The sequence below is a fragment of the Stenotrophomonas sp. SAU14A_NAIMI4_5 genome, from assembly GCF_003086795.1.
Lineage (GTDB): Bacteria > Pseudomonadota > Gammaproteobacteria > Xanthomonadales > Xanthomonadaceae > Stenotrophomonas.
Map to the genome: position 1 here is coordinate 840789 of NZ_CP026003.1, position 17154 is coordinate 857942.

The following is a 17154-nucleotide window of genomic DNA, read 5'->3' on the forward strand; positions in this document are numbered from 1 at the left end:
GCGTCGCCGATGAACGAGTACCGCAGCAGCATCGAATTCGCTTCCCCCGATCTTCCGCTTCGCGATGATGTGCGCCGGCTGGGCGCACTGGTCGGCGACCTGCTGGTCGAACAGGTGTCCGCCGCGTTCCTCGACGACGTCGAGGACGTGCGTACCCGCGCGATCGCGCGCCGCGAGAACCAGGCACCGCTGTCCGAGCTGGCCGATGGCCTGGCCGGGCGCACGCCGGAGCAGGCCGAAACCATGGTGCGTGCGTTCAGCACGTACTTCCAGGTGGTCAACATCGCCGAGCGCGTGCACCGCATCCGCCGCCGCCGTGATTACCAGCGTGCCGGCACTGCCGCGGCGCAGCCCGATGGCCTGCAGGATGCGCTGCAGCACCTGAAGGCGCAGGGCGTAGGCCTGGACGAGCTGGCGCAGTGGCTGCCGCGCATCGACATCGAACCGGTGTTCACCGCGCACCCGACCGAGGCGGTGCGCCGCGCGCTGCTGGAGAAAGAGCAGTTGATGGTGGCCAGCCTGGTGGACAACCTGGATGGCCAGCGCACGCCGGGCGAGGCTGCTGCCGATGCCGCGCGCTTCCGCATGGCGCTCACCGCGTCGTGGCAGACCACCGATTCCTCGCCGGTGCGGCCCACCGTCGATGACGAACGCGAGCACGTCGGCTTCTATCTGGTGCAGGTGCTGTACCGGGTGATTCCGGTGCTGTACGAATCGCTGCAGCAGGCGCTGCGCGATACCTACGGCGAGGAGCTGCCGCTGCCGCGCCTGCTGCGCTTCGGCACCTGGGTGGGCGGTGACATGGACGGCAACCCGAACGTGGATGCCGGCACCATCCGCAACACGCTGGATGCACAGCGGCAGGCGGTGCTCGGGCGCTACCAGAAGGAACTGCTGCAGCTGGCCAGCCTGCTCAGCCAGTCCACCGAACGGGTGGGCGTGAGCGATGCGCTGCAGGCGCGCGTGGCGCACTACCAGCAGCTGCTGCCGCAGGTGCAGTCGCGCCCGCGCCACGCCGACATGCCGTACCGCCTGCTCAACGACCGCATGCGTGCGCGCCTGCAGGCCACGCTGGATGATGGCGAGGGTGCCTATGCCGGCCCGGATGAACTGATCGACGACCTGCAGCTGATCCTCGACAGCCTGCGTGCCCACCGTGGCGAACACGCCGGTGGTTTCGCCGTGCAGCGCCTGCTGTGGCGGGTGAAGACCTTTGGCTTCCACTTGGCGCGGCTGGACGTGCGCCAGGAATCGAGCGTGCATGCCCGCGCGCTTGCCGCAGTGCTGGGCGGAGAAGACGCCTGGCAGGCGCTGGATGCACTGGGCCGTGCGCGCCTGCTGGGCCCGCATGCCAGCGGCGAAGCACCGCTGCCCAAGGGCGATGACGAGGGCAACCAGCGCCTGGATGCGGTGTTCGCGGCGCTGGCCGATGCACGCGCACGCCATGGCGGCGATGCATTGGGCAGCTACATCATTTCGATGGCGCACGATCGCGGCGACGTGCTGGCGGTGCTGGCACTGGCGCGACGCGGTGGCCTGGTCGATGCCGATGGCGGCGTACCGCTCGACATCGCGCCGCTGTTTGAAACCGTGGACGACCTCAAGCGTGGCACCGCCACCCTGCGTGATCTGCTGGAGGATCCGGTGTACCGCGCGCACCTGCGTGCACGCGATGACGTGCAGATGGTGATGCTGGGGTACTCGGACAGCAGCAAGGACGGCGGCATCGCCGCCTCGCGCTGGGGCCTGCAGCGTGCGCAGGTGGAACTGCTGGATGTCGCGGCCGAGGCCGGTATCCGCCTGACCTTCTTCCACGGCCGTGGCGGTTCGATCAGCCGTGGCGGTGGCAAGACCACCCACGCGGTGGACGCCTCGCCGCGCGGCAGCATCGATGGCCGCCTGCGGGTGACCGAACAGGGCGAGGTGATCCACCGCAAGTACGGCATCCGCGCGCTGGCGCTGCGTTCGCTGGAACAGGCCACCGGTGCGGTGCTGCGCGCCAGCCTGCGCCCGCGCGCGCCGGAGCCGCGCGAAGACGGGTGGCGGCCGGTGATGGACACCGTCTCCGCGGCCAGCAGCGAGGTGTACCGCGCCTTCGTCGGCCAGTCCGGCTTCATGGATTACTTCCGCACGGCCACGCCGATCGATGTGATCGAGCGGATGACCCTGGGCTCGCGGCCGTCGCGCCGCCTGGGCCAGGATGCGGCGCTGGGCAACCTGCGGGCGATTCCGTGGGTGTTCGCCTGGAGCCAGGCGCGTGCCGTCATTCCCGGCTGGTACGGCGTGGGCAGTGGCCTGCAGGCGGCGGTGGACGCCGGCCATGAACAGACGCTGCGCGAGATGGCGCGTGACTGGCCGTTCTTCCGCACCTTCCTCGACGACATCGCGATGGTGCTCTCGAAGGGCGATATCACCATCGCCGAACAGTTCTCGCAGCTCTCTGGTGACCTGCACGGTCGCTTCTTCCCGCAGGTCGAGAAGGAGCTCGCGCTCACCCGGCACTGGCTGCTGGCGCTGATGGGGCAGCAGACCCTGCTGGATCATGATGCGCGGCTGGCGCTGTCGATCCGCCTGCGCAATCCCTACGTGGATCCGATCAGCGTGCTGCAGGTGGACCTGCTGCAGCGCTGGCGGGCCAGCGGGCGCGAGGATGATGACCTGCTGCGCGCGCTGGTGGCCTGCGTGAATGGCGTTTCGCAGGGCGTGCAGAACACCGGCTGACCTGTGAATTCGAAAGGGTAGTGCCGGCCGCTGGCCGGCATCACCGCGATATCGGTTCCGTTATCCTCTCGCCCCATGAAGCATTCCTGGCGTATCACCAAGTACTGGCAGCGGATGCCCGAGGGATACCTCTGCTCACCGCCCGAAGAGTGGACGGACTTCGGTGATGTCGGCAGCCTGGTGAGTCTCGAGGATTACCTCGTTGTCGAGAATGCGTATCTGGATGCGATCAGGCGTTTCTGCGTCGGCGTCGGCGTCGAGTCACTGCGCATCCAGTCGCTTGAACGGCGCGACTCACGCGATTACCACGAGGGCCAGCCGCTGGATCTGGATGGGATCGAGCGGGTGGCGCGTGACGTGCTACGCAACGTCATCTGGTGCAAGCTGGTGGGCGACAGCGCCGAAGTTCATTTCGGTTACGACTACTACATGTTCGTGGTGTCGTCGGTGGACGCGTCGGCCGCACTCGCACAGGCCGATCCACTGTTGAACATCGAGTCTTTCCTGTCGCCCTATCTGCCCGAACAGGAAGGGTAGTGCCGGCCGCTGGCCGGCAATCCCATCATGTTTGGCAGCACGCAGGGTTGCCGGCCAGCGGCCGGCACTACCGGGTTCGCGGTCAGTCTTCCGGCGACGGCGGGTTCGACGCCAGCAGCTCCAGGTGCCGCTGTTCCATTTCCTGCCGCAGCTGGCGGCGGATCTGCGCAGCGGCCTGGCGGCGCTTCTCGTCCGAGCTGGCTGGCTGCAGCGGCGGCACCGCCGTCGGCCGGCCTTCCTCGTCCACCGCCACCATGGTGAAGAAGCAGCTGTTGGCGTGGCGCACGCTGCGCTTGAGGATGTCCTCGGCCACCACCTTGATGCCGATCTCCATCGACGAGGTGCCGGTGTAGTTCACCGAGGCCAGGAAGGTGACCAGCTCGCCCACCGCGATGGGCTGGCGGAACATCACCTGGTCCACCGACAGGGTGACCACGTAGCTGCCGGCGTAGCGGCTGGCGCAGGCGTAGGCCACCTGGTCGAGCAGGCGCAGGACGGCGCCGCCGTGGACCTTGCCGGAGAAATTGGCCATGTCCGGCGACATCAGCACGGACATGGACAGCTGGTGGGTTTTCAGTTCGGTCGACATGCACCGATTGTATCGGCAACCGGTAGTGCCGGCCGCTGGCCGGCAACCACGCGATGGCGTCCGCCCATGAAAAAGCCGGCCAGCGGCCGGCTCTACCAGAAAGCAGAAGGGCCGCTTGCGCGGCCCTTCTGGAAGGTCAGCCGACTAACAATCGGCTCTACCCGTCGGCTTTATCAGCCGACTTTACTTCAGCTTCGCATCGGCGCGCAGGGCGGCGGCGCGGTCGGTCTTCTCCCAGGAGAAGGCCGTGGCGTTGACGGTCTCGCCTTCGCCGTTGAGGTAGCTGAATTCCTTCGGCTTGCGGCCGAAGTGACCGTAGGCGGCGGTCTGCTGGTACATCGGGTGCACCAAGTCCAGCATCTTGATGATGCCGTACGGGCGCAGGTCGAAGTGCTTGCGGATCAGCTTCTCGATCTTGTCGTCGCTGATCTTGCCGGTGCCGAAGGTGGTGACCGAGATCGAGGTCGGCTCAGCCACGCCGATGGCGTAGGAGACCTGCACTTCGCAACGGTCGGCCAGGCCGGCGGCAACCACGTTCTTGGCGACGTAGCGGGCAGCGTAGGCCGCCGAACGGTCGACCTTGGACGGGTCCTTGCCGGAGAAGGCGCCACCACCGTGACGGGCCCAGCCGCCGTAGGTGTCGACGATGATCTTGCGGCCGGTCAGGCCGCAGTCGCCCACCGGGCCGCCGATCTCGAACTTGCCGGTCGGGTTGATGTGGAACTTGGTGCCCTTGTGCAGCCACTTGGCCGGCAGCACCGGCTTGATGATCTCTTCGCGGACGGCCTCGATGAGGTCCTTCTGCTTGATGCCCGGGGCGTGCTGGGTGGACAGGACCACGGCGTCGATGGCCGAGACCACGCCGTTTTCATAGCGCAGGGTCACCTGGCTCTTGGCGTCCGGGCGCAGCCAGGACAGCGGCGAGTTGCGCTTCTTGCGGATCTTGGCCTGCTGTTCCACCAGGCGGTGCGACAGGTGGATCGCGGCCGGCATGAAGCTGTCGGTCTCGTTGGTGGCGTAGCCGAACATCAGGCCCTGGTCGCCAGCGCCCATTTCTTCCGGCTTCTTGCGGTCCACGCCCTGGGCGATGTGCGGCGACTGCTTGCCGATCAGGTTCAGCACGCCGCAGGTGGCGCCGTCGAAGCCGACGTCGGAGCTGTCGTAGCCGATGTCCGTGATGACCTTGCGGGTCAGGGCTTCCAGGTCGATCCAGGCGCTGGTGGTGATTTCACCGGCGACGATGGCAACACCGGTCTTGACCATGGTCTCGCAGGCCACGCGGGCGCGCTGGTCCTGGGTCAGGATCGCGTCCAGCACCGCATCGGAGATCTGGTCGGCAACCTTGTCCGGATGGCCTTCGGAGACCGACTCGGAGGTGAAGAGATAGCTGGACATCAGGCGGTATATCCCTTGATTCGGATGGAAAGATGGGCGCGCATCATACACGGGGTGCGCCGCCTGTGCATTGTGAACCCGTATGGGTTGCCGGTGGTTAAGGTGTTGTGCCCGCCGCGACAAGGCCTGGCGGGGCCCCGGGGCCCATGGTGCGCAGGCAGTGTTCCACTGGCGTGACCATTGGCGGGCGGTTTTCACGGCCTGGGCCCACCGGCCGGGGCCGTCATCGTTCTGCCGCCAAACCGCCATCTGCCTGCCGCGTGGCGGGCGCAGGCTCTCGGCCAATCCGGCCGCCGGGCATCAGTGAGCACGCCATGCAGGAACTCGAGCAGCGCTTGCAGCAACGTTTCCCCGATTGGTTCCGCGGCCGCCGCGGGCATCTGGCCCGGCCCCTGCTGCGCAGCGTGGGCCGCTGGTCGCGGCTGGACCGGGTGGAGGCCTTCCTGCAGCGCAGCGCGAATCTGCGCGGCTTCGACTTCGTCGCCGCCGGGCTGGAGTTCCTCGAAAGCGGCTACCAGGTCGATCCGCTGGACCTGTCCCGGATCCCGGCCAGCGGCCGCCTCCTGATCGTGGCCAACCATCCTTCCGGTGCACTGGACGCGCTGGCCCTGCTGGACGCGGTCGGCCGGGTGCGGCGCGACGTGCGCATCGTGGCCAACGACCTGCTGGGCGCCATCGGCCCGCTGCAGGACCTGCTGCTGCCGGTGCGCATCCTCGGCGGCAAGGTCCAGCGTGGCAGCCTGCACGCGGTGGAACAGGCCCTGGACGCCGAGCAGTGCGTCATCGTGTTCCCGGCCGGCGAAGTGTCGCGGCTGTCGCTGCAGGGCATCCGCGATGGCCGCTGGCAGCGCGGTTTCGTCCGTTTCGCCCGCGCCGCCGGGGCGCCGGTGCTGCCGGTGCGGGTGGAAGCGCGCAACTCGGCGCTGTTCTACGGCGCCTCGACCCTGTTCAAGCCGGCGGGCACCGCCCTGCTGGCCCGCGAGATGTTCGCCCGCCGCGGCCGCCCGCTGCGCCTGCGCATCGGCCAGCCGATGCAGCTGGGCCAGGGCGACCCCGGCGCGCAGCTGCTGGCCGTGCGCCGCGCGCTGTACGCCCTGGGCCCCGCGGACAGTGCCACCGGCAGCCTGCCGGCCGGCCCCGAGCCACTGGCCGCCCCGGTGCCGCCGGCGCAGGTGGCCGCCGATATCGCCCGGGCCACGGTGCTGGGCCAGACCGGTGATGGCAAGCAGATCCTGCTGGCCACCTGCACCGCCGATTCGGCGCTGCTGCGCGAGCTGGGCCGGCTGCGCGAGCTGACCTTCCGCCAGGTGGGCGAGGGCACCGGCCGCAGCCGCGACCTGGACGGCTACGACCTGCAGTACCAGCACATCGTCATCTGGGACGGCAGCGCGCAGCGCATCGCCGGTGCCTACCGCATCATGCGCGGCGCACAGGCCCTGGCCCGCCGCGGCCTGGCCGGGCTCTACAGCGCCTCGCTGTTCCGCTATTCCGACGATGCCATCACCCGCATCGCCGAAGGCCTGGAACTGGGCCGCAGCTTCGTGGTGCCCGATTACTGGGGCAGCCGCAGCCTGGATTACCTGTGGCAGGGCATCGGTGCCTACCTGCAGTGCCAGCCGGGCATCCGCTACCTGTTCGGCGCGGTGTCGATCAGCGCCGCGCTGCCGCGCGAGGCGCGCGAACAGCTGGTGGCCTACTACCAGCGCTACTACGGTGGCCGCAGCGGCCTGGTCGAATCCAACCAGCCGTTCCAGTACTTCGCCGCACCGCCCAGCTTCGGTGAACTCGACGCCGGCGCTGCGTTCGATGTGCTGAAGGCCAACCTGACCGCGCTGGGCACGGGTGTGCCGACGCTGTACCGCCAGTACACCGATCTGTGCGAACCCGGCGGCGCCCGCTTCCTCGCGTTCGGCGTCGATCCGGATTTCAGCGATTCGATCGACGGCCTGATCGAAGTGGACCTGCAGGCGATCCGCCCGAACAAACGCAAACGCTACCTGCGCGACGCGGGGATGCCGGCATGAGCGCGCTGGCGAACCTGTCGCCGCACCGGCGTGCAGTGTTCGTCTCCGATGTGCACCTCGGGTCGCGCCACTGCCACGCCGCCGAACTGGCCACCTTCCTCGGCCAGCTGCGCTGCGAGCGGCTGTACCTGGTCGGCGACATCATCGACCTGTGGTGGATGGCGCACCGCCGTGCCAACTGGCGTGCCTCGCACAGCGAGGTGATCCAGGCACTGCATGCGCTGCGCCGCGCCGGCACCGAGATCATCTACATCCCCGGCAACCACGATGCCTCGCTCCGCCATGTGTGCGGGCTGATGCTGCCGGCCATGCAGGTGCGCCGCCGTGCCATCCACGTGACCGCCGACGGACGCCGCCTGCTGGTGGCGCACGGCGATGACTACGACGGCGTGACCCACTTCGGCGGCCTGCAGGAGCGCTTCGGCGACTGGCTGTACTACCGCATCCTCACCGGCAACCAGGCGTTGAACGCGGTGCGGCGCCGGCTCGGCATGCGCTACTGGTCGCTGTCCGAATTCCTGAAGAAGCGCAGCGGCGCCGCCGAGCGCTACATCGAGCGCTTCGTCCAGGCCGGCCTGGATGACGTGCGCCGGCGCGGGCTGGACGGCATCATCTGCGGCCACATCCACCGCGCGGCGCTGGTCGAGCGCGATGGGCTGGTCTATGCGAACGACGGCGACTGGGTGGAAAGCCTGACCGCGCTGGCCGAGGACCACGACGGCGCGCTGCGCCTGCTGGACCACCACGGGCAGACATTGGTGGAGCTGCCCGGCGCGCGGATGTCGCAGGCGGCGTAGCACCTGCTTTCTGTAGCGCCGAGCCCATGCTCGGCTTGCTCTTGTAGAGTCGAGCGTTGCTCGACTGACGCGCGCAGCGCGGGTGGATCCACAAGCAGTCGACTGACAGTCGTCTCTACCTGGCCAGAACCCCACAAACGCCAGGCCATCGCGTTAGCATCAGCCGATGGACTCGTTGACCCAGATCGTTCTCGGTGGGGCCGTCGCTGCCGCCATCGCTCCGCCCGGCCACCGCCGTGCGGCCCTCCTGGCCGGTGCCGCACTCGGCACGCTGCCCGACCTCGATGCGCTGTGGCTCGGCTTCGCTGCCGCCGACCCGGTGGCCAACATGGTCGACCACCGCAGCTTCAGCCATTCGCTGCTGGTGCTGCCGTGGGTGGCCGCGCTGATCTGGTGGCTGTTCAAGCGCTTCGGCAACGGCCGCGTGGCGCAGTCACCGCTGCGCTGGTTCTGGGCGATCCAGCTGGCCCTGGTCACCCATCCGCTGCTGGATGCGTTCACCGTCTACGGCACCCAGCTGTGGTGGCCGCTGCGGCCGCATCCGACGATGGGTTCCAGCGTCTTCATCATCGACCCGGCCTACACCGTGTGGCTGCTGCTGGGCTGCGTGGTGGCCTGGTTCGCGCGCGCACGGCCCTGGGCGGGCAAGGTGCTGGGCGTCTCGCTGCTGGTCAGCACGGCCTACCTGGGCTGGGGCCTGGTGGCCAAGGCCCAGGTGGATCGCGCCGCGCAGCAGAGCCTGGCCGCGATGGGCCTGGGCGATGCGCCGCGGTTCTCGGTGCCGATGCCGTTCAACACCCTGCTGTGGCGGGTGGTGGCGATGACGCCCAGTGGCTACGTGGTGGGCGACCGTTCGCTGGTGGCCGACCAGGGCCCGATGCGGTTTGAAGGCCATCCGTCCAACGTGCAGGCGCTGCGCGAAGCGTCCGCGATTCCGGCCGTGCAGCGGCTGCAGTGGTTCAACCGCGGCTTCATGCGCGCGCAGGTGGTGGACAACCAGCTGGTGCTGAGCGACCTGCGCATGGGCCTGGAGCCGGACTACACCTTCAACTTCGCGGTGGCCGAGCAGGTGGACGGGCAGTGGCGGGCGATCGTGCCGCAGCAGCAGCGCATGGATTACAGCAGCCCGGCCGCACGCGCCGATGCCGGGCACCGGCTGGCGGCGACGTGGCAGCGGATCTGGCAGGCGCCGCCGGCGGCGACCCTGCACATCGACCCGTGAACCCGCGCACCGCGCGGGCGGTCCCTCAATACACCGTCGCGCGGCCCTGCACGAACGAATAGAAGAACACCGCGTTCGGGTCGTTCTGCACCAGGCGGAACTCACGGCGCATGCCTTCCACGGTGTCCTCGTCCACGGCGCCGGCCTGCAGCAGCTGGTCGGCGGCCGACAGCAGCAGCTGTTCCCAGAACGCGATCATCGTCTTGCGGCGTGCCGGTTCGCGGTTGTCCAGGTGGATGGTCTTGATCTCGGTGTGCACGTCGCGGAAGCCACCGGCCAGCAGCAGGTTGCCGAGCTTGGCGCCGACGAACGGGTCGCCGCCGTGGTCGTGCTGGAAATCGTTGAAGGCCATCCAGTAGCGCCAGATGTGCGGCGAATACGGATCCAGCAGGAACGAGGCATTCATCACTTCGGTGATGTAGACCGGCGAGCCCGGGGCCAGCACGCGGCGTACTTCGCTGAGCACGCGCGCAGGGGAGGGCACGTGTTCCAGCACCCAGCACAGGAAGGCCGAATCGAAGCTACGGGCCTCGAACGGCAGTTCGCCGGCATCGGCCTGCTGCAGGGTGTAGCGGTCGCTGCACCACGGCGTGCGCGCCAGGTTCTCACGCGCGGTGGCCAGCTGCGCCTCGCTCAGGTCCACGCCGGTGACGTGCAGCTCGGGGAAGCGGCGCAGCAGGATTTCGGTCTGCGCACCGACGCCGCTGCCGACTTCCAGCAGGTGGCGCGCACCGGTGTAGTCGATCTGGCCGAAGATGCTCGATTCCAGCAGGCGCGCCTGGGTCATCAGGCGCTGCTGTTCGGTGCCGGAAAAACCGTGCAGGTAGGTCGGGGAAGAGATCGGCGGCGTCATGGTCGTGGCATCAGGCAGCGGAGGGCATCGCCGGTTCCCCGGCAATCAGGCGGTCGAAATATTCGGTGGTCAGCGCGATCTGGCTGGCCGGGTCTTCGGCACGGTTGACCACCGCGCGGAAGGCGGCGTTCTCCGGCCGGTCCTTGGCGTACCAGCCCAGGTGCTTGCGGGCGATGCGCACGCCCTGCGGCTCACCGTAGAACGCGTGCAGCGCATGCAGGTGGCCCAGCAGGATGTCGCGTACTTCCTCCAGCGAGGGCGGCGGCAGTTCCTGTCCGGTGGCCAGGTAGTGCGCCACTTCGCGGAAGATCCACGGCCGGCCCTGCGCGGAACGGCCGATCATCACCGCGTCCACGCCGGTCTGCTGCAGCACATGGGCGGCCTTCTGCGGCGAATCGATATCGCCGTTGGCGATGACCGGGATGCGCAGCGCGGCCTTGATCTCACCGATGGTGCCGTACTCGGCCTGGCCGGTGTAATGCTGGTCGCGGGTGCGGCCGTGCACGGCCAGCGCGGCGATGCCGCTGTCCTCGGCGATGCGCGCGATCACCGGCCCGTTGCGATGGTCGCAGTCCCAGCCGGTGCGGATCTTCAGGGTGACCGGCACGTCCACCGCGTTGACCACGGCTTCGAGGATGCGCGCCACCAGCAGTTCATCGCGCATCAGCGCCGAGCCGGCCCAGGCGTTGCACACCTTCTTGGCCGGGCAGCCCATGTTGATGTCGATGATCTGCGCGCCGTGGTCGACGTTGTAGCGCGCCGCCTCGGCCAGCTGCTGCGGCTCGGTGCCGGCAATCTGCACGCTGATCGGCGCCGGTTCGCCCTCGTGGTCCATGCGGTGGATCGACTTGCGCGTGGTCCAGAAGCGCGGGTCGCTGATGGTCATTTCCGAGGCGGCCAGACCCGCGCCCAGCCGTTTGCACAGCAGGCGGAAGGGCTTGTCGGTGACGCCGGCCATGGGGGCCAGCACGACGTTGGGGGCAATGGTGTACGGGCCGATCTGCATGTGCCCATTGTAGGCCGCAGGACCCGCCGCCGCGCCGCCAAGGGCGGCCCTGTTCAGGCCAATCCGGACGGACCTCATGCCACACCGGCATCAGCAGATGCTTGATGGTCGCTTCCGCCGCCCCCACGGGCCGGTCATGGTGGGCGGCTGGGTCATGGGGGAAGGCCCATCCACGCATGGCGTGGATCTACTGGCCGGAGCCTCCATTCACGCATGGCGCGGCCCACGCACCCGGTAGATCCACGCCATGCGTGGATGGGGCGTGTCGCCGGACACAAAAAACCCCGGTCGTTCGCACGACCGGGGTTTTCATCCACGCATGGCGTGGCGTTACTTCACTTCAGCGTCGGCCGGGGTGAAGCGCGGCATCGCCGCAGCGGCGCCTTCCTTCTCGGTGGAACGGCCGGCGAACTGGTTTGCGAAGCGCACGTGGCGGGCGAACGGCGCGTCCGGCACCTGGGCGATCGAGGCCGCCAGCGCACCGTTGAAGGCATCGCCGGCACCGGTGGTGTCGATCGCCTGCACCTGTTCGGCGCCCACGCGGTAGTACGGCTGGGTGTCGCCACGCAGGTTCTCCTCGGCGTGCGAAACGAACACGCCCACCGCACCCAGGGTGACCACCACGGTGCCGTTGCCGACCAGCTTGCGGCACAGCGCGTGCAGGCTGGCGCCATCCAGCGCGGCCACGTCGTCGGCATCCACGCGCTCACCCACATGGCGGCCGAGCAGCGAAGCAAACTCGGTCTCGTTCGGGGTCAGCACATCGGCCAGCTTCAGCAGGCCGATGCTGGACGGGGCGTCGGCCGGTGCGGCGTTGAGCACGGTGGTGACACCGGCTTCGCGCGCCGCAGCCAGCGCGGCTTCGATGGTCTGCACCGGCGATTCCAGCTGCACCAGCACCACCTTGGCACCGGCCAGCAGCGCCTGCTGCTGTTCCAGGAACGCGGTGCTCAGGGCGGCGTTGGCGCCGGGGCCGATGACGATGGTGTTGCGGCCACGGGCATCGACGTAGATGCCGGCGGTGCCGGTCGGCTCGCTGCTGGCCTCGGCGATCAGCGCGAAGCCATCCTGCGCGGCCAGGTCACGCGCCGTGGCGCCACCGACGTCATCGCCGAGCGCACACACGAACGTGGTGTCGGCGCCGGCCCGGCAGGCGGCCACGGCCTGGTTGAAGCCCTTGCCACCCGGGCCGGTGCTGTAGCGGCCGGCAATGGTCGCGCCCGGCGCCGGCAGCGCTTCGCACCGCCACACGTGATCGACATTGAAGGAACCGACGACAACGACACTGCTGCTCATAGGGGATTTCTTCTCAAACAAGGGTTCAACTGAAGTGCGTCAGCACGCCGGCGATGGTCGCCGTCATGAAGGTGGCGATGGTACCGCCCAGCACCGCGCGCAGGCCGAACTTGGCCAGGTCGTGGCGACGTTCCGGGGCCAGACCACCGATGCCGCCGATCTGGATGGCGATCGAGCTGAAGTTGGCGAAGCCGCACAGGGCGTAGGTCGCGATCAGGCGGCCTTCGTCGGACAGCGACACGCCGGCGATCTGGCCGTTCACGATCTGCGACAGCTCGGTGTAGGCCACGAACTCGTTGATGACGACCTTCTGGCCGATCAGCGAGCCGACGGTGGTGGCATCGGCCCACGGGGTACCGATGACCCAGGCGATCGGGGCCAGCACGTAACCGAAGATGGTCGACAGGTTGGTCGGCTTGCCGATCGCGGCAGCCAGGCCGGTGACATCACCGATCCAGGTCAGCGGGGCGTTCAGCAGGGCGATCAGGGCGATGAAGGCCAGCAGCATCGCGCCGATGTTCAGCGCCAGCTTCAGGCCGTCGCCGGCGCCGGCCGCGGCCGCGTCGATGATGTTGCTGGAGGTCTTCTCGACTTCCATCTTCACCGTGCCGCGGGTCAGCGGGGTGCCGGTTTCCGGGATCAGCAGCTTGGCCACGACCAGGGTGGCCGGGGCCGCCATGATGCTGGCCGCCAGCAGGTGCTTGGCGTAGAAGGCCTGCTGCGCCGGGTCACCGCCGCCGAGCATGCCCACGTAGGCCGCCAGCACGCCGCCGGCGATGTGCGCCATGCCGCCGATCATCATGGTCAGCAGCTCGGACTGGGTCATCTTGGCGATGTACGGGCGCACGGTCAGCGGCGCCTCGGTCTGGCCGATGAAGACGCTGGCGCAGACGCTGGTGGTTTCCGCACCGGACACGCGCATCACCTTGGTGATCGACCACGCCATCACGCGGACGATGCCCTGCATGACGTTCAGGTGGTACATCACGCCCATCAGCGCCGAGAAGAAGATGATAGTCGGCAGCACCTGGAAGGCGAAGATGAAGCCGTAGTTCTGGGTGTCCATCAACGAGCCGAAGATGAAGCCCGAGCCCTCGTTGACGAAGCTGAGGATCTTGACGAAGCCCTTGCCCAGGGCATCGAACACGTCACGCCCGCCCGGTACCAGGATCACCAGCGCCGCGAAGGCGATCTGCAGGGTGATGCCGGTGATGACCAGCTTCCAGTCCACCGCGCGCTTGTTGTTGGAAAACAGCCAGGTGATGCCGATCAGCACCGCCAACCCGAAAAGGCCGAAGCCGATCCTGCCCAAACCTTCGACCATGAGAGCTCCCCCCGGGGGCGCGCGAAAAACGGGAAGCCTAGTGCAGGGCCGGGGCTGGGGCAAGGAAAAGCGGCGTGCGCGGGCCCATCGGCACCGATCAGGCCAGCAACGGCAAGGGCTTGCCGCCGACGGGGGCGGGTAGAATGGGGCTCGATCCCGGCCCGTATGCGGGCCTGCAACAGGAGAATCGCATGCTCTACCGTCGCCTTGGCTCCACCGGCCTGCCGGTGTCCGCCCTGTCCTTCGGCGCCTGGGTGACCTTCGGCGACCAGGTGCCGCGTGACGAGGCCCGCAACCTGGTGGCCGCCGCCTGGGATCACGGCATCAACTTCTTCGACAACGCCGAGGGCTATGCCAACGGCCGCGCCGAGCAGGTGATGGGCGACGTGATCGCCGACCTGCGCCTGCCGCGCGACGGCTACTGCGTGTCCAGCAAGGTGTTCTTCGGCAGTGCCAAGGACCCGCGCCCGACCCAGCGCGGCCTGTCGCGCAAGCATGTGACCGACGCCTGCCATGCCGCGCTCAAGCGCCTGCGGGTGGACTATCTGGACCTTTATTACTGCCACCGCCCGGATCCGGACGCGCCGATCGCCGAGACCGTGCATGCCATGGACACCCTGGTCCGGCAGGGCAAGGTGCTGTACTGGGGCACCTCGGAGTGGTCGGCCACGCAGATCGAGGAGGCGGTGGACATCGCCGCCCGCCACAACTGGCAGGCACCGTCGATGGAGCAGCCGCAGTACAACCTGCTGCACCGCGAGCGGGTGGAAGTGGAGTACGCCCCGCTGTACGCCAGCGCCGGGCTGGGCACCACCATCTTCTCGCCGCTGGCCTCGGGCCTGCTGAGCGGCAAGTACGACCAGGGCATTCCCGCCGATGCACGGCTGGGCCGCGAGGGCATGGGCTGGCTGCAGGATCTGGTGCTGGGCCAGAACGCTGCCGTGCGCCTGGCCCAGGTGCGCCGCTTCAGCGAGGTTGCCGCCGAGCTCGGCCATGCCCCGGCCAGCCTGGCCATCGCCTGGTGCCTGCGCAACCCGAATGTCTCCAGCGTGATCCTCGGCGCCAGCCGGGTCAGCCAGCTGCTGCAGAACCTGCAGGCGCTGGAGGTGCTGGAAAAGGTCGATGACGCCGGCTGGGCGCGGGTGGAATCGGCCTTCGTCTGAGGGTCGTCTTGCGCGGATCGGCCGTCGATCCGCGCTTTCAATTGATGTGATCTATCGAAATTGAGAAATCGATCATAAATCTCATCAATGGAATTGAGAATGGTTGTTGATTGTTAACTGAGAATCATTATCATCTAACTCGTCCCTCGCACGAGTCCAGATGCTCATGAATGCTCAACCTGTACTGCTGCGCCCCGAAACGCTGACCCTGCGCGACCGCCCGGTGCGTGTCGTTCCGCCGGAAGAAGTGATCGACAGCGAAGCCCTGCTGAAGGGCCGCCGCGAAATCCTGATCCAGCACGGCGACCGTTTCTACCGGCTGCGCCACACCAGCAACGACAAGCTGATCCTGACCAAGTAACGCGGTCTGGTCGCCCGCCTCCCTCCCTCCTGCCAGCAGCGCTGGCAGGGTGGGCGACCCGTCCGCTCCCGCTCTCTCCCCCTCGGCTGTCCGTGCACGCCTGGCGTGCCGGTGGCCGGGGGCTCCCCCCTCTGCCTGGTCAGGCCCTTGCCGATGACCTGCTGCATCGCCGCGCGTCCAAGCGACGCGTACGCCACCGGTCCGACCCTGTCGGCCACTCCTGCCGTGTCCTGGTGAATCCCATGAGCCGAGCCCTGTCCGCCCGTCGCCTGTCGTCCTTCCTGCCGCACCACGCGCTGCAGGCCTGGCCCACGCCGGCGCAGCTGGCCGCGCTGGGCACCGTGCTGTGCCTGTACCACGCCGACAGCAGCGAGCTGGGTGGCTGGCGCCAGGCCGTGTCGGTGCATGCCTGCCAGGGCGTGGACAGCGAAGGCCTGCGCGAAAGCCTGTGCTTCCTCGATGGCCGCGGCCGCTGCGTGTGGCGCCTGTACCTGCTGCCCGACAGCGATTTCCTCCCCTGGGACCGGCTGGTGGCGTCGCTGCCGCCGGGCCCGGAACACGACGCCGAAGGCAGTGTCGGCGAACGCCTGTGGCGGCGCCTGGCCGGCCACCTGGGTGGCCAGCGCTGGCGCCTGTGCGCGCTGCGCCTGCATGCCGCCGACGACGGCAGCACCCTGGCCGCCAGCCTGTCCACGCTGTCCTCGCTGGGCGCGGCCACCGCACGCCGCATCGCGCGCCTGGAAGGCGCCGATGGCGAGCTGTCCATCGATGACTGCTGCTGCGCCGATGCCGCCCGCCGGCCTGCGCCGCGCATCCCCGGCGACCTGCCGCTGGTGCGCCTCTGAACCCTGTTTGATGGAACCCTGATGGATCGACGTTGGCCACGGATGGCCACCCATCGCCCGCACCATCCCAAGGAATTCCCGATGAAGTCGCACGCCGCCAGCGTGATGCTGTTGTTTGCCGTCGCCGGTACCGCCAGCGCCCAGCCCACCGATATCGCCCGTGACCACGCCAGCATCCTGGCCATGCAGGGCGAATACACCGTGGATTTCGCCTTCGACGAAACGGTGCTGCTGAAGCCGGGCTACGAGCGTGCACCGGCCATGCGCAGTGCCGGCAACGAAGTGGTGATCGTGGTCGAGGACAGCCCGCAGCGCATCGTGCTGCAGCACCTGCTGGTGGATGCCAAGAGCGGCCACGTGACCAAGCACTGGCGGCAGGACTGGGTTTATGAAGCGCGCAACCGCTTCGAGTTCAGCGCCGACCAGACCTGGCAGGTGCGCACGATTCCCGCGGCCATCAACCAGGGCGCGTGGACCCAGTGCGTGTATGAGGTGAGTGACGCGCCGCGCTACTGCGGCACCGGTACCTGGACCTACGACAACAACGTGCCGACCTGGACCAGCGACATCAGCTGGCGCCCGTTGCCGCGCCGCGAATACACCAAGCGCAGCGACTACAACGCGCTGGCTGTGGTCAACCGCCACACGCTCACCCCGAACGGCTGGACCCACGAGCAGTTCAACACCAAGGTGCAGCGCAACGCCGACGGCAGCCAGGTCGAGATCGCCCGCGAGTTCGGCTTCAACGACTACCTCCGGACCACCGAAGTCGACTTCAGCCCCGCGCGCGACTACTGGAAGGCCACCGCCGGCTACTGGGCCAAGGTGCGCCAGCGCTGGGACGGCTTCCTGACCCAGGCCCCGGGCGTGCACCTGAAGACCAAGCTCGATGGCATGGCAATGATCATCCCGCTGTTCACCCAGGCCGACGATATCCAGTCGGGCAAGAAGGTGAAGGACGCGCAGATCGACGCCGTGTTCGCCGAATTCGTGGAAAAGGCCCGGTAACGCCGGGCCGCAA

At 68.4% G+C, this 17154-nt stretch carries 15 protein-coding genes; 9 read left to right on the plus strand and 6 right to left on the minus strand.

Features of this window, described 5'->3' with window-relative positions; genetic code table 11:
* The first annotated feature begins 9 nt into the window (after nucleotides 1-9).
* Together ppc and C1925_RS03805 are read left to right on the plus strand one after the other, a co-directional pair.
* Nucleotides 10-2721: a phosphoenolpyruvate carboxylase gene (gene ppc / locus C1925_RS03800; protein WP_108767771.1), complete on the plus strand. Its 2712-nt coding sequence runs from the start codon at nucleotides 10-12 to the stop codon at nucleotides 2719-2721.
* A 75-nt stretch (nucleotides 2722-2796) separates the two neighbouring features.
* Nucleotides 2797-3258, plus strand: a complete 462-nt coding sequence (locus tag C1925_RS03805; protein WP_108767772.1) for a hypothetical protein — start codon at nucleotides 2797-2799, stop codon at nucleotides 3256-3258.
* Nucleotides 3259-3340: 82 nt separating this feature from the next.
* Here the strand turns inward: C1925_RS03805 and C1925_RS03810 are convergent, their stop codons facing one another.
* The gene (locus tag C1925_RS03810; protein ID WP_108767773.1) at nucleotides 3341-3847 is read right to left on the minus strand and encodes an acyl-CoA thioesterase; all 507 of its coding nucleotides are present in this window, start codon (nucleotides 3845-3847) and stop codon (nucleotides 3341-3343) included.
* Between the two features lie 183 nt (nucleotides 3848-4030).
* Nucleotides 4031-5242: a methionine adenosyltransferase gene (gene metK / locus C1925_RS03815; RefSeq protein ID WP_079220656.1), complete on the minus strand. Its 1212-nt coding sequence runs from the start codon at nucleotides 5240-5242 to the stop codon at nucleotides 4031-4033.
* Between the two features lie 314 nt (nucleotides 5243-5556).
* On the opposite strand from metK, the gene C1925_RS03820 reads away from it, so the two are divergent.
* The 3 genes from C1925_RS03820 to C1925_RS03830 all read left to right on the plus strand — a co-directional run bounded on the left by C1925_RS03820 (nucleotide 5557) and on the right by C1925_RS03830 (nucleotide 9285).
* Nucleotides 5557-7266 (plus strand): lysophospholipid acyltransferase family protein, encoded by a 1710-nt coding sequence (locus tag C1925_RS03820; RefSeq protein WP_108767774.1) that lies wholly within the window; start codon nucleotides 5557-5559, stop codon nucleotides 7264-7266.
* Nucleotides 7263-8063, plus strand: coding sequence for a UDP-2,3-diacylglucosamine diphosphatase (locus tag C1925_RS03825; RefSeq protein ID WP_108767775.1), 801 nt, complete (start codon nucleotides 7263-7265; stop codon nucleotides 8061-8063). The genes C1925_RS03820 and C1925_RS03825 overlap by 4 nt, the downstream gene beginning before the upstream one ends.
* Nucleotides 8064-8229: 166 nt before the next feature.
* Nucleotides 8230-9285: a metal-dependent hydrolase gene (locus C1925_RS03830; protein WP_108767776.1), complete on the plus strand. Its 1056-nt coding sequence runs from the start codon at nucleotides 8230-8232 to the stop codon at nucleotides 9283-9285.
* Between the two features lie 25 nt (nucleotides 9286-9310).
* On the opposite strand, the gene C1925_RS03835 is transcribed toward C1925_RS03830, so the two are convergent.
* From C1925_RS03835 to C1925_RS03850, 4 genes are all read right to left on the minus strand, one after another.
* Nucleotides 9311-10138 carry a class I SAM-dependent methyltransferase gene (locus C1925_RS03835; protein ID WP_108767777.1) on the minus strand — a complete coding sequence of 276 codons (828 nt, stop codon included), beginning with the start codon at nucleotides 10136-10138 and terminating at the stop codon, nucleotides 9311-9313.
* 10 nt (nucleotides 10139-10148) lie between these two features.
* Nucleotides 10149-11144 carry a tRNA dihydrouridine synthase DusB gene (gene dusB, locus C1925_RS03840; protein ID WP_108767778.1) on the minus strand — a complete coding sequence of 332 codons (996 nt, stop codon included), beginning with the start codon at nucleotides 11142-11144 and terminating at the stop codon, nucleotides 10149-10151.
* A 330-nt stretch (nucleotides 11145-11474) separates the two neighbouring features.
* On the minus strand, nucleotides 11475-12440 hold the full coding sequence (locus C1925_RS03845; protein ID WP_108767779.1) for a ribokinase: 966 nt from the start codon (nucleotides 12438-12440) through the stop codon (nucleotides 11475-11477).
* A gap of 25 nt (nucleotides 12441-12465) precedes the next feature.
* The gene (locus C1925_RS03850; protein ID WP_108767780.1) at nucleotides 12466-13764 is read right to left on the minus strand and encodes a nucleoside transporter C-terminal domain-containing protein; all 1299 of its coding nucleotides are present in this window, start codon (nucleotides 13762-13764) and stop codon (nucleotides 12466-12468) included.
* A gap of 191 nt (nucleotides 13765-13955) precedes the next feature.
* Between C1925_RS03850 and C1925_RS03855 the strand changes: the two genes are divergently transcribed.
* From C1925_RS03855 to C1925_RS03870, 4 genes are all read left to right on the plus strand, one after another.
* Nucleotides 13956-14927 carry an aldo/keto reductase gene (locus C1925_RS03855; protein ID WP_108767781.1) on the plus strand — a complete coding sequence of 324 codons (972 nt, stop codon included), beginning with the start codon at nucleotides 13956-13958 and terminating at the stop codon, nucleotides 14925-14927.
* Nucleotides 14928-15093: 166 nt separating this feature from the next.
* A complete protein-coding gene (locus C1925_RS03860) occupies nucleotides 15094-15288 on the plus strand; it encodes a hemin uptake protein HemP (RefSeq protein ID WP_005412278.1) in 195 nt (64 codons plus the stop codon).
* A 242-nt stretch (nucleotides 15289-15530) separates the two neighbouring features.
* Nucleotides 15531-16133 (plus strand): Hemin transport protein, encoded by a 603-nt coding sequence (locus C1925_RS03865; protein WP_108767782.1) that lies wholly within the window; start codon nucleotides 15531-15533, stop codon nucleotides 16131-16133.
* A gap of 81 nt (nucleotides 16134-16214) precedes the next feature.
* The gene (locus C1925_RS03870) at nucleotides 16215-17141 is read left to right on the plus strand and encodes a DUF6607 family protein (RefSeq protein WP_108770612.1); all 927 of its coding nucleotides are present in this window, start codon (nucleotides 16215-16217) and stop codon (nucleotides 17139-17141) included.
* Nucleotides 17142-17154 lie beyond the last annotated feature (13 nt).